A 20,393-nucleotide genomic window follows, 5' to 3' on the forward strand; every position below is an offset into this window, starting at 1 on the left:
AATCATCACTGTGCTAAACTATATTTTTATCTTGATACCTAATACTGGTATCAAGATACTATGTATTAATCTAATTTCAAAACCGCCATAAATGCACTTTGTGGAATCTCTACGTTTCCAACCTGGCGCATACGTTTTTTACCTTTTTTCTGTTTCTCCAATAACTTACGCTTACGGGAAATATCACCACCATAACATTTAGCTGTTACATCTTTACGTAAGGCACTCAATGTTTCGCGGGCAATAACTTTGGCACCGATAGAAGCCTGTATTTTAATCTCGAATTGTTGACGAGGGATTAATTCTCTTAATTTTTCACAAATTTTCTTTCCAAAATCGTAAGCATTGCTACGGTGGATCAGAGATGATAACGCATCAACAGGCTCATCGTTTAACAATAAATCTAATCGCACCAAATCAGATTTACGATAACCAATTTGATGATAATCAAACGAAGCGTATCCTTTAGAAAGTGTTTTTAACCTGTCATAGAAGTCGAATACAATTTCAGCCATTGGCATTTCGAAAACCAATTCAACCCTGTCTGATGTTAGATATGACTGATTAATAATCGCTCCCCGTTTTTGGATACAAAGCGACATTATTGGACCAACAAAGTCAGCCTTGGTAATAATATTTGCTTTAATGTAAGGTTCTTCAACCGAATCCAATTTACTTGGATCTGGCAAATCAGATGGATTATTTACGATAAACTCATCACCTTTTGTAGTATGTGCAATGTACGATACGTTGGGAACCGTTGTAATTACAGTCATGTCGAACTCGCGTTCTAAACGCTCCTGGATAATTTCCATATGCAGCATTCCTAAGAAACCACAACGGAAACCAAATCCTAATGCCGCAGAACTTTCAGGCTCGAAAACGATAGAAGCATCGTTCAGTTGCAACTTGTGCATTGCTTCACGAAGTTCTTCAAATTCATCCGTATCAACAGGGTAAATACCTGCAAAAACCATTGGTTTAACCTCTTCGAAACCTTGAATAGCATCTAATGAAGGCCTCGTCACAGTCGTAATCGTATCACCAACTTTCACCTCTCTGGCTTCTTTAATTCCAGAAATAATATAACCTACATCGCCGGTTTTTACCACACTCCGTGGCGACATATCCAGTTTTAGAATACCAACCTCATCAGCCAGGTATTCTTTGCCGGTATTGATGAATTTAACTTTATCGCCTTTTTTAATTTCTCCGTTTACTACTTTATAATAAGCAATGATTCCTCTGAATGAGTTGAAAACAGAGTCGAAAATCAAAGCCTGCAAAGGTGCTTCGGGATCACCAACCGGAGCTGGAACGCGGTCTACAATTGCCTGGATAATATCAGGGATACCCATGCCGGTTTTACCCGAGGCAGGAATAATATCTTCTCGTTTACATCCAATTAAATCAATAATCTGGTCTTTAACCTCTTCTGGCATTGCCCCAGGTAAATCCATTTTATTTAAAATCGGAATAATTTCAAGGTCGTGCTCTAAAGCCAAATATAGATTAGAAATAGTCTGAGCCTGAATACCTTGTGAAGCATCGACAATCAGCAATGCACCCTCACAGGCAGCGATAGAACGCGAAACTTCGTACGAAAAATCTACGTGTCCAGGTGTATCAATCAGGTTGAAGTTATATTCAATATCACCTACTTTATAGTTCATTTGTATGGCATGACTTTTAATTGTTATGCCTCTCTCACGCTCTAAATCCATGTTATCGAGCAATTGTGCCTGCGCCTCACGCTTTGAAATTGTCTCGGTATATTCTAATAACCTATCAGCCAAAGTACTTTTACCGTGGTCAATATGTGCAATAATGCAAAAATTACGTATATGCTTCATCTTTGCGCAAAGATATGCTTTTTAAGGTAATTTTTAATCTAGAAAATATCTACTCCAAGCACTTTGATTTGAAAAGCAAATACAGTGGCTTTTCTGTTACTGCAGACCTGCTTTCCCCTTTACTCCGTTGCACTCCGCGTACGTTCCAATCAGGTTTATTTTATCGGAGATAGTAGTGCTTTTGAAAATTTATTAGTACGGATTATAAAAATTGAATCAAAGATAAAAGAGATGCACACAGCTATCTTACCTATGTTTATCTGTGTGCATCTGTGGTTAAATTCTGTATAGGTTTAATCTAAACCATCGTTTTTTTCCATTTACCTTTTTTAAACAAGATATAGGCAGCTATCGCAATACCCGCTTCAGCTGTTGGGATGGCAATAAAAACACCTGTTGGGCCCATTTCTAAAAATTTGGCCAAAAAGTAAGCTAATGGAATCTGAAACAGCCAAAAGGCAAAAACATTAATTTTGGTAGGCGTCCAGGTATCGCCAGCACCGTTAAATGCACTGCTAAAAACCATCGCAGCTCCATAAATCACAAAACCAATGCTTAAAATTTTTAAAGCTTTGCTTGCAACGACAATTACATTTTCATTTGATGTAAAAAATGCCGCGAACAAATGCCCACAGGTTAAGAACAGTACACTTACTATCGCCATGAAAATAATGATGTATTTCAAGGTTTGGAAAACCGATTTTTCAGCGCGATCTATATGACCTGCGCCCAAATTCTGACCAACCAAAGTAGCGGCTGCATTACTTAAGCCCCAGGCTGGTAACATAAAAAACATCATAAGTCGCAGTGCTGTTTGATAACCTGCCGATCCTGTATCACCACCGGTAGTGGCAACAAGCTCTGCCAAAAACACCCAGCTACAGCTCGCAATTACGAACTGAAAAATAGCTGGAGCGGCAATCTTAACGATAGCTTTTATCTGGATAAAATCAGGCAAGAAGTGACTAATGCGTATTTTTAATATGTTTTTACCACTAAACAGATTGTAAACCTGATAAGTAACCCCCAAACCACGACCAATTGTTGTGGCAATTGCAGCGCCTGTTAAACCAAATGCTGGTACTGGCCCAAAACCATTGATAAAGATAGGGCATAGGATGATGTTCGCAATATTGGCAATCCACAAACTCCGCATTGCGATTGCTGCATTACCTGCACCACGAAAAATCCCATTGATTAAGAACAAGAGTACAATAATAATACTTCCACCCATCATAATCCGAACAAATGGAACACCTTGATCAGCTGTTTCAATTGAAGCACCCATGAGCAATAGAATATCTCTTGCGTAAATTAAACCTAGCATACTGATTATAATGTTAACGAAAACCGCAATTACAATCGTCTGCATGCCAGCTTTCGATGCCGCTTCAGGATTTTTCTCTCCAATTCTCCTGGCAACCACCGCGGTTGCAGCCATACTCAACCCGATAGCCAATGAGTAAATAATGGTTAAAACGGATTCCGTTAAACCAACGGTTTGTATAGCATGACTACTATTTTCTAAATGGCCTACAAAATATAGATCGACTAAGGCAAAAACCGATTCCATAGCCATTTCGAGCATCATTGGAATAGCCAATAAAATAATTGCGCGTTTAATACTAATTGAAGTTAAATCAACTTCGTGCCCTTTTAAAGATTGAACAAGAATATCGAAAAAAGACGAAAGTTTGCCCTGCGTCTTTGTTGACTGTGACATATAATAATAAAATAAAGTGTAATGTATAAACCAATGATACGCCTTTTTAGCGTACATATCTAAAAATTGAAATGGGAGGAAATCCTCGGTTATTTAGAACCTCAAACGGATTGCAGATACTATCATGGCTCTGGTCTTTTTGGTGCAACAAAGATAGATAAAATTTCGAATTGTCAAATTTAGATGACTAATTTTTATTGAAGTGATTAATTTTTTATTGTTGATCCATGGTCTCTGTCTCACAGACCATCCAGATGGATTTAGGCGTATTTTTTTTAAAATCGGAGACTATTTTAACAGCTGCCAGTCTGAGCGTAGTCGAACACTTATATACTGTATGCTTTAATCATTTCTTCTGAAACCTTTGTTCCACGACCGGTAGTTAAATCGATCAATACGTAATCAAAGATGCCATCCGAAGCCACTTTGCCAGTTTTTTGATTAATGATTTCAAACTGAACCGAACAACCTTTATCGTTCATAGTTAAAATACCGGTCCTAATTAGCATTAAGTCATTCATCAACAATGGGCGTTTAAAATTAATATCTACATGGCTTACCACCCAGCCTAAACCTTGTTTGGTAAAGTGCTCCCAGGGCATACCGTAAAATTTTTCCATCTGCTCATAACGTGCTGCCAGTACATAATCTAAGTATTTGCTGTTATGCACATGGTTAAACATATCGATATCATCCGGACGAACTCTTAATTCACTTTCGAAAATGCTGTATTGATTCTTTTCCAAGGGTAAATGTTTTGTGCAAAAGTATTAATAATGACTGAATGTAAAGTATTACTTGACAAATGTGAACATGATGTAATGTATTACTTGACAATTTTTCGTATTTTTGATATGAAATGGGAAAACTCAAACTATATGATATCAACACTCCACGCGAAACAATCGTTGAGGAACGTGATGCTATTTATTTGAGTCGCACCCCTGAACAGCGTTTTTTTAGCGTTCTGCTGCTTAATAATATTTCGGTTACCATGAATGGCGGCAAGCCACTAAAATCTCCGCAAGGCAAAGGGCTTGTAATCCGTAAGCCATCAATTTAATTGGTTTATGTCTTTTGATAAAGAAAATCCTGAAATGCTTTTGTTATTAGAAACATTTGAGCATTTTAACGTCAATTATCTAATTGTTGGCGGCTTTGCCGTTAACCGATATGGTTATAACCGTACTACAGGCGATTTAGACATCTACTTAAAAGACACAAAAGAGAACAGGCAAAACCTTATTTACGCTTTAGATAAAATGGGTTACGGCCGGTACGATATGTTGTTAGACGTTCCAATTATAGCAGGCTATTGCGAAGTCTTAATGGATGATGGCATGTATGCAGATCTAATGACCGATATCCCTGGGTTGGATAAACAGAAATTTAATGAGTATTTTGAAATGGCTACTGTTGATGAAATAAATGGAATTAAAGCCAGATTTCTTCATTATAACCACCTCTTAGACAATAAGCGGGCAACAAACAGACCTAAAGATCAATTGGATGTTTTGGAATTAGAGCGCATTAACAAAAGAAATTAAGTTAATTGCAACGTGTTGGTTCCTAAACCTGACTTAGCGGAAATCCTTTTTGATGCAGGTCTTCGACAGGCTCAGGCTGACATTGACAAAAAGATTGCTGCGAGGGCAAGAGGGTAGCAAACGATGTAAAACTGAATTGGCTTTTTAAAAAATGATAAATTAAAATTTAATCAATTTCCTGTGGCCCGGCTTTATCATTACTGATAAAACGCCATTCTTCTCCATAAAGCGATTTATATTGAACCATAATTTTAATATTAGCTTTTTCTACAAGTGGACCAAGGTGTTCATCATTTATATTTATTAGACTTAATTTTTCACCAACAGGCAAAATTTCGTTTTTCCAAAGATTAGCCAAGACTACTGATTTAGTAGCCTCTAAACCGTGATCCTTTTTTATTTGTTTAAGAATTTCGGCTATATTTTTATAACGTTTTGATTTATAATAAAAATCGTAATCAGATACAATCGCTGGACCAAGGCCCTGGTTTACAATCAGAAACTCATAATGATAATTATTTTCCCCAGTTTTTTTTAAATCCGAAAAACTATTTGAATAACTCATAAGCAGTGGTTTCACAGACGCATACTGCTGAACTTTTTGTAACCTTGTTTGATATAATGTTATAATAATAGCACAAATACTGGTCACAATTGCACATAAACCAACCACGGTATTTAATGATAATTTGAGCTTATTTTGCGCTTTCTGCATATTTCATTAGGTTGTAAATTCAATCTAAAATAGAAAATATCAGTTGTTGAACCTATAAGATGATAAATATTTCTAAAACGGCAAATACACAAGAAAGATAATAGCAACAAGTACTTGCTTATAAACAAAAATAGCCTTATCTTTGCGCCACAATTAATTAATTTTTATTGCTTTAATATTATTCAAGAATGTATTTAAGTCCAGAGAAAAAAGCTGTAATCTTTAAAGAACACGGCAAAGTAGAAACCAACACGGGTTCTGCAGAAGGTCAAGTAGCGTTATTTACATACCGTATTGCGCACTTAACAGAACACTTAAAGAAAAATCGTAAAGATTTCTCTACCCAGTTGTCACTTCAAAAATTGGTAGGTAAACGCCGCGGTATTTTGGCTTACCTATACAAAAAAGATATTGAGCGCTATCGTGCTATCATCAAAGCTTTATCGCTTCGTGATATCATCAAACAAAAATAAGCGCAAGTTTATCAAAAAAAGCCATTCTTTAGGGAATGGCTTTTTAATTCCCTGTTATTTTTTGACGGGTTTTATTATAGATAGGCTTTTTTAATCCTATCTTCGTTTGCAAAAACAAATACATATATAAACAACGGTGTGTAGAAAGAGGAAAACACACCATAATTCTATTTAAATGAATGTAATAAAAAAATCGTTCGATTTGGGCGATGGCAGAATTGTAGAAATTGAAACTGGTAAATTAGCTAAACAAGCTGATGGTTCGGTTGTGGTGAAAATGGGCGATACCATGTTGTTAGCAACTGTAGTATCAACTGTTGGCGCTAAACCAGGTACTGATTTTTTACCTTTATCGGTTGATTATCAGGAAAAATATGCGGCTACAGGCCGTATCCCAGGAGGCTTTTTACGTCGTGAGGCAAGATTATCTGATTACGAGGTATTAATCTCTCGTTTAGTGGATAGAGCTTTACGCCCAATGTTCCCAAGTGATTATCACTCTGATACACAGGTGATGATTTCTTTAATCTCTGCTGATAAAAATATAATGCCTGATTGTTTGGCAGGTTTAGCAGCATCAGCTGCACTATCGGTATCTGATATTCCTTTCAACGGTCCAATTTCTGAAGTACGTGTTGCTAAAATTGATGGTAAATTGGTAATCAATCCATTGGCCAGCGATTTAGAACGTGCAACTTTAGAGTTTATGGTTGCGGGTTCAGCTAACGATATAGGCATGGTTGAAGGTGAGTGTGATGAAATTCAGGAAGACGAAATGGTTGAGGCTTTAAAATTTGCACACGATGCAATTAAAGTTCAATGTGCCGTTCAGGTTGAATTAACTGAGGCTACTGGTAAAACCGTTAAACGCGAATATAGCCACGAAGACCATGATGCTGATTTAAAAGCTAAAGTTTATGCTGATACTTATGATAAAGTTTATGCTGTAGCAAAAGCTGGTGGCAATAAAGATGTTCGTAAAGAAGGTTTCACTGCGATCATCAACGAATTCTTCGAGGCAATGCCAGAAGATACTCCAGATTTAACTAAAGCAATGGCTAAACATTATTATCATGATGTTCAGTATGATGCCATCAGAAACCTATTGTTAGATGAAGGTATCCGTTTAGATGGCCGTAAGACTACCGAAATCCGTCCGATCTGGAGTGAAGTTGGTTACTTACCTGCTGCTCACGGTTCGGCAGTATTTACGCGTGGCGAAACACAATCATTAACTTCAGTTACTTTAGGTAGCAAAGATGATGAGCAAATGATTGATGGTGCTTTCTTTAATGGTTACAACAAATTCTTATTGCACTATAATTTCCCTGGTTTCTCAACTGGTGAGGTTAGACCAAACAGAGGCGCTGGCCGTCGCGAAATTGGTCACGGCGCTTTAGCACAACGTTCATTGAAAAAAGTATTACCTCAAGGTGAAGCAAATCCATATACCATCCGTGTTGTTTCTGATATCTTAGAATCTAACGGTTCATCATCAATGGCAACTGTTTGTGCTGGTACATTAGCATTAATGGATGCGGGTATTAAAATCAAATCTCCGGTATCAGGTATCGCGATGGGTTTAATTACCGACGAGAAAACTGGTAAATATGCAATCCTTTCTGATATTTTAGGTGATGAAGATCACTTGGGTGATATGGACTTTAAAGTAACTGGTACTGAACACGGTATCGTTGCTTGTCAAATGGACTTAAAAATCAATGGTTTATCTTACGAAGTTTTAACTAAAGCTTTATTACAGGCTAAAGAAGGTCGTTTACACATCTTAAACGAGATGAAGAAAACCATCAGCTCACCTAATGAAGATTATAAACCACATGCACCACGTATTGTTTCTTTAACTATTGATAAAGAATTTATCGGTGCAATTATCGGCCCTGGAGGTAAAATTATCCAAGAAATGCAACGCGAAACCGGTGCTTCAATCTCTATCGAAGAAGTTGATGGTAAAGGTATTGTAGAAGTATTTGCAGATAACAAGGCAGCTATTGATGCAGCGGTTACGCGTATCCGTAATATCGTAGCTAAACCAGAAATCGGCGAAGTTTACCAAGGTAAAGTAAAATCAATTATGCCATTCGGTGCATTTGTTGAAGTTATGCCAGGTAAAGATGGCTTATTGCACATCTCTGAAATTTCATGGGAACGTTTAGAAACCATGGATGGTGTGTTAAAAGAAGGCGATAAAATCGAGGTTAAATTGTTAGACATTGATAAGCAAGGTAAAATGAAACTTTCTCGCAAAGTTTTATTACCAAGACCAGAAAAACCAGCAGCGCCACAAGCGTAATAATCGATACGTCATGCTGAACTTGATTCAGCATCTGCCTGATAGACGCTGAAATAAATCCGATAGCTATCGGATCAGAGTGACACACAAATAAAAATGCCCTTTCAGTTTTTACTGGAAGGGCATTTTGTTAGGAAATGTATTTCTTTAACAAGGAGTGGCTGCCCCCATAACAATACCATTGATGACAAAATAAGAATTGCCTGTTGTAATATTTGTTATTATTCCATTAGGCCATGGAGTTGTTAAATGTGAATCCGTGTATATAGGTGTACCCGTTATAATTTTGTGTTCTGCACTAGTTACATAGACAGATACAACTTCTGCACAGTGGTAATCGCCATAATCGCTACCTGCCATTGCAGTAATGAGAATGCCTGGTCCGGGTGGACATACTGTTTTTTTAATAGTGCCAACTTTGAGAACTGTTTTAGGTTTGTTCATGGTAAAACCAAAAGCTACGCTCATGATAAGAATCGCGAGACCAGTAAAAATTAATTGTTTTGTTTTCATAAGAATATTGTTTTTATTTTTAACTAAAATAACTGTTTTTTTCAACAAAGCTATTCTTGAAAATCAGAGCAGATAGTATTATTCAGTTTGATTGAAATGGTTTTTGTTTCAACCTAATTTGTTTAAAATGATTTTGTAACTTGCATTCTTAGAAAATCGTATAAACAAATCCTCATTGCAAGGCACAAAGCAATCTCTTTTGGCACCGCAGTTGCATTAGATTACTTCGTGCCTTGCAATGAGGAAATATAATAAATATGAAATACATCATTGCCCCATCCATACTTTCTGCCGATTTCGGCAATTTACAGCGCGATATTGAAATGATTAACCACAGCGAGGCCGATTGGTTCCATGTTGATGTGATGGATGGTGTTTTCGTTCCGAATATTTCTTTTGGTTTCCCCATAATGGCTGCTGTAAAAAAACATGCGACCAAACCTTTGGATGTACATTTAATGATTGTTGAGCCGGATAAATTTATCGGTGAATTTGCCAAAGCAGGAGCGGATAGAATCACGGTACATTACGAAGCCTGCACACACCTGCATAGAACCATTCAGTTAATCAAAGCATCAGGCTGTAAGGCTGGTGTGGCTTTGAACCCGCATACTCCGGTAACATTATTACAGGATGTAATTGAAGATCTTGATCTGGTGCTGATTATGTCGGTTAATCCCGGTTTCGGTGGGCAAGCTTTTATTCCTAATACTTACAAGAAAATAAAGGATTTAAAGGCTTTAATTAAAGGGGTAAACGAAAACTTAATTATTGAGGTCGATGGTGGTGTTGGTTTACAAAATATTGCTACATTAGTATCAGCAGGTGCCAATGCTTTTGTGGCCGGAAATGCAATTTTCGCAACAGATAATCCGACGGAAACGATTTCTAAAATGAAAAGCTTGACAACTAGCGCTATAAATATTTAAATTGTTAAATGTTTTATTGCTAAATTGTTTTTAGGGTGAGGCGCATACAGTCTTAATACCTGATACTTTTGTCTTGATACTAAAAATGCTCAAATTTCGGCTAATCCTTTTCCTTTTAATTGCTGGTTGCAGTTTTGCGGTTGCCCAGCCTTTAGTTAGGGTTTCAGGAATAGTTTATAGTGATGAAAAATTACCCTTATCACAGGTTACCGTAATCGTTTTAGGCCAGGCGCAATCAACAGTTACTGATGAATTTGGTGTATATACCATTTATTCAAAATCGAAAACGTTTAGCATTAAATATTCGCTTTTGGGCTATCAACCACAAACAGTAAAATTTAGTGAACGCTCCGGCGCACGGATCATCAAACAGGTAAATTTAATAGCCAATATCAATGAGTTAGAACAGGTTAACATCACCAATAAACAAAACCAGTTAAGTAACACTACAACTATTAATATTGCCGATGTATCTTCGATGCCTTTGGTTTCCGGCAATTTTGAAACCATGCTCAAAACCCTGCCTGGTGTATCTACAAATAACGAATTAAGTGCACAGTATAGCGTTCGAGGGGGTAACTTCGATGAAAACCTGATTTACATCAACGATGTAGAAATTAACCGACCGGTATTGATCCGCAACGGACAGCAGGAGGGACTAAGTTTTATCAATTCAGACTTGGTGAGTAAAGCAAAATTCTCTGCAGGTGGCTTTGAAGCGAAATATGGTGACAAACTTTCTTCAATCTTAGATATTAAATACGATAAGCCGGATAGTAATCAAACCATCTTTAGTACCAGTCTTTTAAATACCTCGTTAACAAACAAAAAGATATTCAAAAACAGCTTCCTATTGGCAGGTTTACGCTATAAAAACAATTCGAGTGTACTGATTAAACAGGATGAAAAAGGGAGCTATAACCCCAATTTTGCCGACGCTCAATTGCTATATCAATATGATTTTTCATCAAAATTCAATATCAGTTTTTTGGGGAACTTTAACCTCGGTCAGTTTAAATTGGTACCCACCAATAGAGAAACACAGTTTGGAACTTTAAGTACGACTCTACGATTAAATGTTGATTATACGGGACAAGAAATTGATGATTATCAAACTTTAGGCAGTGCCATAACCGCTACTTATTCTCCAAAGCCCAACCTGGTAATCAAGTTTATCAACAGCTATTTCAACACCATTGAAAGGGAGCGTTTCGATATTAATGGAAGTTATACATTCGATGAAGTAGACAATACTTTTTCTCCTGAAAATTTTGGTGTGATCAAGAAAAACAGAGGGATTGGCAGCTATTATAACTACGGAAGAAACAGCTTGAATACGCAGGTTTTTGCATCAGAGATTAAGGTAGATCAGAACTTTAACAGCCATGTTTTTTCCTGGGGAATAAAATTCGATCAATCTAAGTACGACGACCAGTTGAATGAATACAATTATACCGATTCAGCTGGCTTCATTTTGCCAAACAATTTGAAAAACATCACTTTGCAGAATGTAATTAACGTGCAGAATAATATCGATATCAAAAACTACAGCGCTTACATTCAGGATAGTTATTCGCTTTCAAATTCAGCAGAACTGCAATTGGGCGCACGTGCTACATACAGTTCATTGAGCAAACAGTTGTTAATCAGTCCGAGGATGTTAATTGCTTACAGGCCCAATTCGAACAATAAAATTTTAAGGTTTTCTGCTGGCGTTTACAAACAACCACCTTCATATCGTACTATCCGTGATTTTTCTGGCATACTAAATATCGACCAAAAAGCGCAAAGTTCTTACAATACTTCGTTAGGTTATGAATATGCTTTTGATGCTTTTGGAACACGATTGAAGTTTACTTCTGAGGCATATTTTAAATATTCTGACCGATTGATACCATATAAAATAGATAACCTGAGAATTAAATATCTTGCGAATGAAGTTTCGCGCGGTTATGCTTACGGTGCCGATTTTAGTATAGGCGGCGAGTTTGTTAAGGATCTGGTTTCTTATTTCAGAATGTCGGTTATGCACGCCAATGAAGATATTATCGGAGATAGTTATATCCAGAATGGAACTACGGTTTATCCTGGCTATCTAAAAAGACCAACTGATCAGCGTTTAAATTTTTCTATATTTTTCCAGGATAGATTATTAAATAGTCCAACTTATAAAGTACACTTAAACGCGCTTTACGGCTCAAGCTTACCAATTGGTCCATCGCAAACACCACGGTATTTAGATAAGTTTTTTATTCCATCATATAAGCGGGTAGATATCGGTTTCTCTAAAGATTTCCTTGATGACGCCGCTTTGCACAAACCTAAATTTTTGGACAAAAATTTCAGTTCGGTTATTCTGTTCTTTGAGGTTTTTAATATGCTGAATATCGACAATACAGTTTCATACTTATGGCTAAAAGATGTAGATAATGTGCAATATGCCATTCCAAATTATTTAACCGGTAGGCAGTTTAACCTGAAGTTGATTGTGAAGTTGAAGAATAAGTCCTAAACCTACCAGGTTTTAAAAACCTGATAGGTTTGACAAAAATCAGTATTTATCTTTTTGCCTTTCTGATTGACGAATTCTTTTGCAAAAACTGCAACAAAACGCTCAATTTTGTCGAGATTTTTAACAAAATTTAATTTTTTATAATACGATTTTATGGGCATAACTGCTTTAAAAATTTTACATTTACGCCCATAAAACATTATATAATAAGATGAAGCATAATTTTGGCGCAGGCCCTTGTATTTTACCTCAAGAAGTGTTTAAACAAGCAGCTCAGGCTGTTTTAGATTTTAACGATGGATTATCAATTTTAGAAATTTCGCACAGAACAACCGAATTTGAGGCAGTTGTTGCTGAAGCTGATAAGTTGGTAAAGGAATTATTAAATGTGCCGTCGGGTTATTCCGTTTTATTTTTACAAGGTGGTGCAAGTTTACAGTTTGCAATGGTTCCGATGAACTTATTGGGCGATGGACAAACAGCAAGTTATTTAGATACTGGTGTTTGGGCAACCAAAGCATTAAAAGAAGCTAAATTTATCGGAAATGTAAATGTCGTTGCTTCTTCTAAAGATGCAAACTACACTTTTATTCCAAAGGATTTTGAAATCCCAGCTGATAGTGCTTATTTCCACTATACATCAAACAATACCATTTACGGAACTGAGCTTTTCGAAGTACCTAAAACAAACGTTCCGGTTGTTTGCGATATGTCTTCTGATATTATGAGCCGTGTAATAGATGTTTCTAAATTCGATTTAATTTATGCCGGAGCTCAAAAAAATGTAGGCCCTGCCGGTTTAACCATCGCTATTGTTAAGAATGAAGTTTTAGGTAAAATCGACCGTAAAATTCCATCTATGTTGAACTATCAATCGCATATCGATAACGATTCGATGTATAATACACCTCCTGTTTTCTCAATCTATGTAGCTTTATTAAACCTACGTTGGTTAAAATCGAAAGGTGGCGTTGCTGAGATTGAAAAAGAAAACAAACAAAAAGCAGAAGCACTTTACAGAGAAATCGACCGCAATCCATTATTTAAAGGAACTTGTGCAGTTGAAGACCGCTCTAGAATGAATGTTTGTTTCGTAATGGAAAACCCAGAATTGGAAAAACCATTCTTGAAATATGCTGAAGAGCAAGGTATTGTGGGTATTAAAGGACACAGAAGTGTTGGCGGTTTCCGTGCATCGATGTATAATGCATTGCCAATTACAAGCGTACATGCTTTGGTAGATGCCATGCAGGTATTTGAAGAACAACAAGCAAAAGCAAATTAACTTAAATTTTAACCACAGATGATTATAGTGATTATTCAATCAGTGTAATCAATTTAATCTGTGCTATCATACATACGATGATTAAAATATTAGCAAACGATGGGATTGATCCGATCGGAAAAGAATTATTAGAAAAAGCAGGTTTCCAGGTTGATACTGAAACCGTTCCTCAGGATAAATTAGCTGAAGCATTAAAAAACTATGATGCCATTACTGTACGTAGTGCAACAAAAGTTAGAAAAGAATTAATTGACGCTGTACCCAACATCAAATTAATTGGTAGAGGTGGAGTAGGCATGGATAATATCGATGTAGAATATGCACGTAGCCAAGGCATTAATGTGGTAAATACGCCAGCTGCGTCTTCATTATCTGTTGCTGAATTGGTATTTTCTCACTTATTTACAGGTATCAGGTTCTTGCAGGATGCTAACCGTAAAATGCCTGTAGAAGGTTCTACTCAATTCAATAACTTGAAAAAAGCTTATGCTAAAGGAACTGAATTAAGTGGTAAAACCATTGGTATTATCGGTTTTGGACGTATCGGTCGTGCTACTGCAAAAGTGGCTTTAGGCTTAGGTATGAATGTTTTGGCTTACGATTTATATCCTTCAGAATCTGAAATCACTTTAGAATTCCAAGGTGGAAAATCAGTAAGTATTCCAATTAAAACGGTTTCTTTAGATGAAGTTATTGCAGGAAGTGATTTCTTTAGTTTACATACTCCATTTGCTGATAAACCAATTTTAGGTGCAGAAGAATTTGCTAAAATGAAAAACGGAGTAGGTATTGTAAACTGTTCTCGTGGTGGAACAATTGATGAGCCAGCTTTAATTGAGGCACTAAATTCTGGTAAAGTTTCTTTTGCTGGTTTAGATGTTTTCGATAACGAGCCTACACCATTGGCAGAAATTTTAACCCATCCAAAAATCTCTTTAACACCACATATTGGTGCATCAACCAACGAAGCCCAGGAACGTATCGGTACGGAATTAGCAACGTTGATTATCGAGCATTTTAAGAAATAAAAATTAGTGCCGTCACCCTGAACTTGTTTCAGGGTCTTTCAAAACAGGTGCTGAAATAAATTCAGCATGACGAGTTTTATAAAAAGACCAATCTCAGATTGGTCTTTTTTAATCTAACGCATTCGTCAGCACCCAATAGCGGTAACCCAAAACCGCTTTCTGAAAAGCAGTAAGTTTATTCGGATCTTTTTTATACAAACTTGGTAAAAGTACCTTATTTATCTTCACCAAGATTTTAAATAGTCCTTTTTTCATAATTTGTCTATGCTTTTAATGGTTACGAAGCTGTTAAAATCCTATTTTAATTTTAAGAGCTGATTTTAGCGGCTTTATACACCTGGATTTTTTTACTAAAAAAATAAAATCCACCTGCCATTACTAAAATTAAAAAGGCGATGATGTAGGTTGATAAACCTCCATTATTCTTTTTCTCTAAATCTTCTTTCAGCTGTGCATTCTGATCCTGCAGTTTTTTAATGGTTTGCATATAACGTTCCATGCGCTCCTGAGAATTATCAGCCACAGCTACTTTCTGCTGATTCTGCAAATCTTTATAATCCATCAATACTTTCAGCTCTTTGAAAATATTGTTGTCGGTTAAAACTACCTGACGAAGAATTTCATTGGAATTTTTAATATCACGTTTGGTTTGCCATCCGAATATTCCAGTTCGTTGATTTAAACTTTCATCATACTGACCAAACTTGTTACTTCTTTCTACAAGTAATGAATTTACTTTAGCACGCTGTGCAGCATAGGCAGCAGTATCTTGCTGTGCAAAGGCATGCAGGTTCAGCAATAAAATAGTAAGCAGATAAAAATATTTCTTCATGCGGTATAAACGCGAAAAGGGTGGAAGTTGTTTGGACCAGTTTATTGGCTCATTAGTTATTAGTTCACTGGTTTGCAAAGTGACTATTCTGCTTTTGCCATTGAGAACACACGAAGATAGCTTTAGTTTGTTTACGCACTATTCCAAATGAACCATTGAGCCAATGAACTACTGAACTTTCTTAAGGATGAAACTCCACCCGTACAATATCACCTAAATGCAAACCTAATAAACCACTTGCTTTACCTTTATTAATTGCAATCTCCAAGTGGTTACTAATCCCGAACAGGCAAAGTTTTTCACCTTCCTGTACTTCATTGTAATGCCAGCTCAACTGCGTAATGGTTTCGCTTTTTCTAAAGTATAAAGTAAAGTCTCTGTTCTTTTGTATTTTGGTAAAAAGATCTTTAGTAATGTTGGTAATTACATTACAAAAAGTATCGATATACACCACACTACCACGGATCACATCCCGCTCAATCACAGGATGTAAAAGCATCTTTTGCTCAATCTCTGCTACAGGTAAACCGATGTCTTTCAGTTTGCCACCCTTGGCCAAATGCGTTGCTGCTTTAACAAAAATATCAACCAAAGGGAAGTGTAGATATTTCAAGTCCTGCATAATGTTCAGCTCTACCACATCTTCCGGAATATCGTCAAAAAGAAGGGAAAAAATACCATTATCAGCGCCTACAAAAAAGTGATCGCGGTGCTTTACAGCAATATATTTGGTATTTTCACTGTATACAGAATCAATACCGATTAAGTGTACCGTGTTCTTCGGAAAGTAAGGATAAGCGTTTTTTAGCACAAAGGCTGCGTACGAAATATTGAATGATGGAACCTCGTGGGTAATATCAACTAAATTAACATTAGGCATAAGACTCAACAGGCTACCTTTAAGAGCACTCTGGTAAAAATCTTTTGAACCTAAATCTGTTGTTAAAGTAATTATCCCCATTAAAAATTCATTATTATTGCTTATTCTTGTGTACAGGCACTAAGCGTCTGCAAATATTCAAATTTTAATTAATATACCCCGATAACTTTTTAAAATACTACAGTTTGAACGAATTAAAATTAACTCTGGATACCGTAAATCCTGCTCACTTTTGGGGGCCGAATAACGAGAATTACGAAATGATTAAAGGTGCTTTTGCGAAGTTGAAACTGGTAGCGAGAGGTAGTGATGTTAAGGTTCTCGGTGATGAACAGGAACTTAAGACTTTCGAAGATAAGTTTAACCAGCTTATAGCACACCTCGAGAAATATAGCTCACTTACTAATAACGACGTAGAATCTATACTGGGTGCAAAAGCAGCCGGCGTAGTAAAAAAAGATGCAGAACAACCAACTGGTGGCGGTGGTGAGGTGATTGTGTTTGGCACAAATGGCCTCTTGGTAAAGGCAAGAACTGCAAATCAACGCAAAATGGTGAGCAGTATTGCTAAAAATGATATCCTCTTTGCCATTGGCCCTGCAGGAACAGGAAAAACATATACCGCAGTAGCACTGGCAGTTAGGGCATTAAAGAATAAAGAAATTAAAAGGATTATTTTAACCCGTCCGGCGGTTGAGGCAGGGGAGAACCTGGGTTTCTTACCTGGGGATTTAAAAGAAAAAATAGATCCGTATTTACGCCCGCTATACGATGCATTGGACGATATGATCCCGGCAGAGAAATTGAAATTCTACATCGAAAACCGTACGATAGAAATTGCGCCTTTGGCATTTATGCGCGGACGTACCTTAGACAACTGTTTCGTGATTTTAGATGAGGCGCAAAACGCCACCGATATGCAGTTAAAAATGTTTTTAACCCGTATGGGACCAACAGCTAAATTTATTGTTACCGGCGACGTTACACAGATCGATTTACCTAAAAAACAGATGTCGGGCTTATTTAATGGCTTAAGGATTTTAGAAGATATCAAAGGTATCGATATTATTTACTTAAGTGGCGAAGATGTGGTAAGACATAAATTGGTGAAAGATATCCTGAAAGCTTACGGCGATATTCAGTAAGTAGGAGGTCAGAAGCCAGAAAAGTCCGAAGTTTAGCTCTTACAATAGAGCTACTTCGGACTTTTGTTTTTTACACTTTATCATCCGACTCCGGTCTTCGGACTTTCGGACTTTTTTCCTATTTTTATCCCCTCATGAAAGCACTAAAAGAAACTCATTTCAATTTCCCAAATCAAAGTAATTTTTACAAAGGTAAAGTTCGCGATGTATACACTATAGCTGACCAATTTATGGTTATGGTGGTATCAGACCGTATTTCTGCTTTTGATGTAGTATTACCTGAAGCTATTCCATTTAAAGGACAGGTATTAAACCAGATTGCAGCTAAATTTTTAGCAGCTACTGAGGATATCGTTCCTAACTGGGTTTTGGATGTGCCAGATCCAATGGTTACGATTGGCCGTATTTGTGAGCCATTTAAAGTAGAAATGGTAATTAGAGGTTACTTAGCGGGTCATGCATGGCGCGAATATAGCGCAGGAAAACGTTCGGTATGTGGTGTTTCTTTACCTGATGGATTAAAAGAAAACGATAAACTACCTCAACCCATTATTACCCCAACTACAAAAGCATCGGTAGGGCATGATGAAGACATTTCAAAAGAAGATATTTTAGCAAAAGGTATTGTTTCTATAACAGACTACGAAAAGTTAGAAGAATATACTTATGCACTATACCAACGTGGAACTGAGATTGCTGCAAAAAGCGGATTGATTTTAGTGGATACGAAATACGAGTTTGGCTCAGCCGATGGCGTAATCTATTTAATCGACGAAATACATACACCAGATTCTTCACGCTATTTTTATGCAGAAGGATATCAGGACCGCCAAAATACAGGTGAGCCACAAAAGCAACTTTCGAAAGAGTTTGTAAGAAAATGGTTAATCGAAAATGGTTTTCAGGGAAAAGATGGTCAGGTTGTTCCAGAAATGACACCTGAAATTGTAAATTCAATTTCAGAACGTTACATCGAACTTTACGAACAAATTGTAGGAGAGACCTTTATAAAAGCTGATGCTGATGCCATTTCTAGCCGCATTGAAACCAATGTTTTAAAGGCTTTAGAAACACTTTAAATTCGAAAGAAATTTATACATTAGTAAAATAAAGATTAGAGAGATGAAATTTTCAGTAGATAAACACGATAAATATGTAACCTTAAAGTTAGAAGAGCCTAAGTTTACAAACGATAATGCTCCTGGTTTGAAATCAGAGTTCTATTTGCTAAACGCAGAGGGATTTCAAAATATAATTGTTGATTTAAGTCATGTTACAGAGTGTAACGATGCACAGGATTTAAGCTGCTTATTGGTTGGCGATCGGCTTTGCAAATCGGCAGGTGGGTTATTTATTGTAACCGGAATTAATGATGAGCTGGCATCGATTATCGAATTATCAAACATATTTCAATCTGTAACGTTTGTTAATACAATAGACGAAGCAACTGATTTTATCTTCATGGATGAATTGGAGAAAGAGTTTAGAGGCGCTAAATAACAAATATTTAAATAACATTTCGGCCTCGTAGTTTCAAAAAATCTACGAGGCTTTTTATATCTTATCATGATGAAATTTGAAGTTACAATTTTAGGAAGCAGTTCTGCTACTCCTGTATTTAACAGGAACCCATCGGCACAGCTTTTAAATTGTAATGAAAAATATTATTTAATCGATTGTGGCGAAGGTACACAGCAACAACTGACCAAATACAACCTTAAGGCTGCCCGCATCGATTATATTTTTATCAGCCACTTACATGGCGATCATTATTTCGGTTTAATAGGTTTGCTTTCCAGTTTGCATTTAAACGGCAGGATAAAACCCATGCAGATATTTGGCCCCAAACCTTTATTAGAAATTTTAGAGATTCAGTTCAAATATTCTGATACAGTATTAAGGTATCCAATTGAGTTTTTCCCAATCGAAGCCGATGAGTCTAGACAGATCTTCGAGAATAGTGATTTAACAGTTAAAACTATTATTTTAAATCACCGTATCCCCACAACAGGCTTTATCTTTCAACAAAAGAAACGCCAACGCAAGCTGATAAAAGAGAAGACTGATGAAGTGCCTATGGCTTATTATACGGCCTTAAAAAAGGGAATTGATGTAGAACTGCCAAATGGCGATATTTTACGCAGTGAAGATTATACCACTGAGGCTGATGCACCAAGATGTTACGCATATTGCTCTGATACCTTATTTGATGAAAGTTACTTTGCTACCATAAAAGATTGCGATACCTTATACCATGAAGCTACCTTTATGCACGATTTGTTGGATAGGGCTAAAGAAACACATCATACAACCGCTTTACAGGCAGGAGAGGTAGCGAAAATTAATGGGGTAAAGAAATTGCTCATCGGCCATTTTTCTTCGCGATATAAAACCTTACAAATGCTTTTAGAAGAAGCGCAATCTGTTTTTGAAAATACAGAGCTGGCTGTAGAGGGGAGAACTTTTCATCTTTAACTCGAGTCAATTCTATCAATATCATTTATGTTTAATAGGGATTAAGCAATAAATAAATATAGCATTGAGGTTACCCTGAACCGAGCCTTAGCGAGCTCACCGAAGGTAATTTATTTCAGGGTTTAGATGCTGAAATAAATTCAGCATGATGAATGCTAAAACAAAAAAGCCT

Annotated in this window: 20 protein-coding genes; 12 read left to right on the forward strand and 8 right to left on the reverse strand. The window is 36.7% G+C overall.

Going from position 1 to position 20,393, the window contains the following annotated elements:
• Positions 1-65: 65 nt before the first annotated feature.
• The 3 genes from lepA to ACN9MR_RS10315 all read right to left on the reverse strand — a co-directional run bounded on the left by lepA (position 66) and on the right by ACN9MR_RS10315 (position 4,322).
• A complete protein-coding gene (gene lepA, locus ACN9MR_RS10305; RefSeq protein WP_426329609.1) occupies positions 66-1,853 on the reverse strand; it encodes a translation elongation factor 4 in 1,788 nt (595 codons plus the stop codon).
• A 298-nt stretch (positions 1,854-2,151) separates the two neighbouring features.
• A complete protein-coding gene (locus ACN9MR_RS10310) occupies positions 2,152-3,576 on the reverse strand; it encodes an MATE family efflux transporter (protein ID WP_426329610.1) in 1,425 nt (474 codons plus the stop codon).
• 326 nt (positions 3,577-3,902) lie between these two features.
• Positions 3,903-4,322: an acyl-CoA thioesterase gene (locus ACN9MR_RS10315; protein WP_116249858.1), complete on the reverse strand. Its 420-nt coding sequence runs from the start codon at positions 4,320-4,322 to the stop codon at positions 3,903-3,905.
• Positions 4,323-4,435: 113 nt separating this feature from the next.
• On the opposite strand from ACN9MR_RS10315, the gene ACN9MR_RS10320 reads away from it, so the two are divergent.
• Both ACN9MR_RS10320 and ACN9MR_RS10325 read left to right on the forward strand, forming a co-directional pair.
• Entirely contained in the window at positions 4,436-4,639 is a 204-nt protein-coding gene (locus tag ACN9MR_RS10320) for a hypothetical protein (RefSeq protein ID WP_426329611.1), read from the forward strand.
• A gap of 7 nt (positions 4,640-4,646) precedes the next feature.
• Positions 4,647-5,123, forward strand: coding sequence for a hypothetical protein (locus tag ACN9MR_RS10325; protein WP_057934205.1), 477 nt, complete (start codon positions 4,647-4,649; stop codon positions 5,121-5,123).
• A gap of 166 nt (positions 5,124-5,289) precedes the next feature.
• Here ACN9MR_RS10325 and ACN9MR_RS10330 read toward each other — a convergent pair whose 3' ends face one another.
• Complete coding sequence (locus tag ACN9MR_RS10330; protein WP_426329612.1) at positions 5,290-5,838, reverse strand: hypothetical protein; 549 nt, start codon at positions 5,836-5,838, stop codon at positions 5,290-5,292.
• A 188-nt stretch (positions 5,839-6,026) separates the two neighbouring features.
• Here ACN9MR_RS10330 and rpsO point away from each other — a divergent pair, with 188 nt between their 5' ends.
• Both rpsO and pnp read left to right on the forward strand, forming a co-directional pair.
• Positions 6,027-6,311 (forward strand): 30S ribosomal protein S15, encoded by a 285-nt coding sequence (rpsO, locus tag ACN9MR_RS10335; RefSeq protein ID WP_029275143.1) that lies wholly within the window; start codon positions 6,027-6,029, stop codon positions 6,309-6,311.
• A gap of 175 nt (positions 6,312-6,486) precedes the next feature.
• On the forward strand, positions 6,487-8,622 hold the full coding sequence (gene pnp / locus ACN9MR_RS10340; protein WP_426329613.1) for a polyribonucleotide nucleotidyltransferase: 2,136 nt from the start codon (positions 6,487-6,489) through the stop codon (positions 8,620-8,622).
• 147 nt (positions 8,623-8,769) lie between these two features.
• Here the strand turns inward: pnp and ACN9MR_RS10345 are convergent, their stop codons facing one another.
• Positions 8,770-9,135 carry a hypothetical protein gene (locus ACN9MR_RS10345; protein ID WP_426329614.1) on the reverse strand — a complete coding sequence of 122 codons (366 nt, stop codon included), beginning with the start codon at positions 9,133-9,135 and terminating at the stop codon, positions 8,770-8,772.
• 257 nt (positions 9,136-9,392) lie between these two features.
• On the opposite strand from ACN9MR_RS10345, the gene rpe reads away from it, so the two are divergent.
• The 4 genes from rpe (at position 9,393) to ACN9MR_RS10365 (ending at position 14,889) form a co-directional block, all read left to right on the forward strand.
• Positions 9,393-10,064, forward strand: a complete 672-nt coding sequence (gene rpe / locus ACN9MR_RS10350) for a ribulose-phosphate 3-epimerase (protein ID WP_426329615.1) — start codon at positions 9,393-9,395, stop codon at positions 10,062-10,064.
• 85 nt (positions 10,065-10,149) lie between these two features.
• Entirely contained in the window at positions 10,150-12,576 is a 2,427-nt protein-coding gene (locus ACN9MR_RS10355; RefSeq protein ID WP_426329616.1) for a TonB-dependent receptor, read from the forward strand.
• 211 nt (positions 12,577-12,787) lie between these two features.
• Positions 12,788-13,861: a 3-phosphoserine/phosphohydroxythreonine transaminase gene (gene serC / locus ACN9MR_RS10360; RefSeq protein ID WP_426329617.1), complete on the forward strand. Its 1,074-nt coding sequence runs from the start codon at positions 12,788-12,790 to the stop codon at positions 13,859-13,861.
• Positions 13,862-13,938: 77 nt separating this feature from the next.
• Positions 13,939-14,889: a D-2-hydroxyacid dehydrogenase gene (locus ACN9MR_RS10365; protein ID WP_426329618.1), complete on the forward strand. Its 951-nt coding sequence runs from the start codon at positions 13,939-13,941 to the stop codon at positions 14,887-14,889.
• A 108-nt stretch (positions 14,890-14,997) separates the two neighbouring features.
• Here ACN9MR_RS10365 and ACN9MR_RS10370 read toward each other — a convergent pair whose 3' ends face one another.
• The 3 genes from ACN9MR_RS10370 to ACN9MR_RS10380 form a co-directional block, all read right to left on the reverse strand.
• Entirely contained in the window at positions 14,998-15,144 is a 147-nt protein-coding gene (locus ACN9MR_RS10370; RefSeq protein WP_426329619.1) for a hypothetical protein, read from the reverse strand.
• A 52-nt stretch (positions 15,145-15,196) separates the two neighbouring features.
• Positions 15,197-15,721, reverse strand: a complete 525-nt coding sequence (locus ACN9MR_RS10375) for a hypothetical protein (protein ID WP_426329620.1) — start codon at positions 15,719-15,721, stop codon at positions 15,197-15,199.
• A gap of 181 nt (positions 15,722-15,902) precedes the next feature.
• Positions 15,903-16,682: an SAM hydrolase/SAM-dependent halogenase family protein gene (locus ACN9MR_RS10380; protein ID WP_057934213.1), complete on the reverse strand. Its 780-nt coding sequence runs from the start codon at positions 16,680-16,682 to the stop codon at positions 15,903-15,905.
• Positions 16,683-16,786: 104 nt separating this feature from the next.
• Between ACN9MR_RS10380 and ACN9MR_RS10385 the strand changes: the two genes are divergently transcribed.
• The 4 genes from ACN9MR_RS10385 to ACN9MR_RS10400 all read left to right on the forward strand — a co-directional run bounded on the left by ACN9MR_RS10385 (position 16,787) and on the right by ACN9MR_RS10400 (position 20,221).
• Positions 16,787-17,746 carry a PhoH family protein gene (locus ACN9MR_RS10385; protein WP_426329621.1) on the forward strand — a complete coding sequence of 320 codons (960 nt, stop codon included), beginning with the start codon at positions 16,787-16,789 and terminating at the stop codon, positions 17,744-17,746.
• Between the two features lie 134 nt (positions 17,747-17,880).
• Positions 17,881-18,825: a phosphoribosylaminoimidazolesuccinocarboxamide synthase gene (locus tag ACN9MR_RS10390; protein WP_426329622.1), complete on the forward strand. Its 945-nt coding sequence runs from the start codon at positions 17,881-17,883 to the stop codon at positions 18,823-18,825.
• A 43-nt stretch (positions 18,826-18,868) separates the two neighbouring features.
• Positions 18,869-19,246 (forward strand): STAS domain-containing protein, encoded by a 378-nt coding sequence (locus ACN9MR_RS10395; protein ID WP_426329623.1) that lies wholly within the window; start codon positions 18,869-18,871, stop codon positions 19,244-19,246.
• A 69-nt stretch (positions 19,247-19,315) separates the two neighbouring features.
• Positions 19,316-20,221, forward strand: a complete 906-nt coding sequence (locus ACN9MR_RS10400; protein ID WP_426330224.1) for a ribonuclease Z — start codon at positions 19,316-19,318, stop codon at positions 20,219-20,221.
• The last annotated feature ends 172 nt before the right edge of the window (positions 20,222-20,393 follow it).

Source organism: Pedobacter sp. R-06, assembly GCF_049913135.1.
Lineage (GTDB): Bacteria > Bacteroidota > Bacteroidia > Sphingobacteriales > Sphingobacteriaceae > Pedobacter.

Excerpts from the sequence above, each read along its gene's own strand:
- ACN9MR_RS10320 (WP_426329611.1), top strand. The coding sequence starts at position 4,436 with ATGGGAAAACTCAAACTATATGATATCAACACTCCACGCGAAACAATC.
- ACN9MR_RS10370 (WP_426329619.1), bottom strand. The coding sequence starts at position 15,144 with ATGAAAAAAGGACTATTTAAAATCTTGGTGAAGATAAATAAGGTACTT.
- rpe (WP_426329615.1), top strand. The coding sequence starts at position 9,393 with ATGAAATACATCATTGCCCCATCCATACTTTCTGCCGATTTCGGCAAT.
- pnp (WP_426329613.1), top strand. The coding sequence starts at position 6,487 with ATGAATGTAATAAAAAAATCGTTCGATTTGGGCGATGGCAGAATTGTA.
- ACN9MR_RS10325 (WP_057934205.1), top strand. The coding sequence starts at position 4,647 with ATGTCTTTTGATAAAGAAAATCCTGAAATGCTTTTGTTATTAGAAACA.
- ACN9MR_RS10345 (WP_426329614.1), bottom strand. The coding sequence starts at position 9,135 with ATGAAAACAAAACAATTAATTTTTACTGGTCTCGCGATTCTTATCATG.
- ACN9MR_RS10355 (WP_426329616.1), top strand. The coding sequence starts at position 10,150 with ATGCTCAAATTTCGGCTAATCCTTTTCCTTTTAATTGCTGGTTGCAGT.
- ACN9MR_RS10375 (WP_426329620.1), bottom strand. The coding sequence starts at position 15,721 with ATGAAGAAATATTTTTATCTGCTTACTATTTTATTGCTGAACCTGCAT.
- ACN9MR_RS10365 (WP_426329618.1), top strand. The coding sequence starts at position 13,939 with ATGATTAAAATATTAGCAAACGATGGGATTGATCCGATCGGAAAAGAA.
- ACN9MR_RS10310 (WP_426329610.1), bottom strand. The coding sequence starts at position 3,576 with ATGTCACAGTCAACAAAGACGCAGGGCAAACTTTCGTCTTTTTTCGAT.
- rpsO (WP_029275143.1), top strand. The coding sequence starts at position 6,027 with ATGTATTTAAGTCCAGAGAAAAAAGCTGTAATCTTTAAAGAACACGGC.
- ACN9MR_RS10395 (WP_426329623.1), top strand. The coding sequence starts at position 18,869 with ATGAAATTTTCAGTAGATAAACACGATAAATATGTAACCTTAAAGTTA.
- ACN9MR_RS10380 (WP_057934213.1), bottom strand. The coding sequence starts at position 16,682 with ATGGGGATAATTACTTTAACAACAGATTTAGGTTCAAAAGATTTTTAC.
- serC (WP_426329617.1), top strand. The coding sequence starts at position 12,788 with ATGAAGCATAATTTTGGCGCAGGCCCTTGTATTTTACCTCAAGAAGTG.
- ACN9MR_RS10390 (WP_426329622.1), top strand. The coding sequence starts at position 17,881 with ATGAAAGCACTAAAAGAAACTCATTTCAATTTCCCAAATCAAAGTAAT.
- lepA (WP_426329609.1), bottom strand. The coding sequence starts at position 1,853 with ATGAAGCATATACGTAATTTTTGCATTATTGCACATATTGACCACGGT.
- ACN9MR_RS10330 (WP_426329612.1), bottom strand. The coding sequence starts at position 5,838 with ATGCAGAAAGCGCAAAATAAGCTCAAATTATCATTAAATACCGTGGTT.
- ACN9MR_RS10400 (WP_426330224.1), top strand. The coding sequence starts at position 19,316 with ATGAAATTTGAAGTTACAATTTTAGGAAGCAGTTCTGCTACTCCTGTA.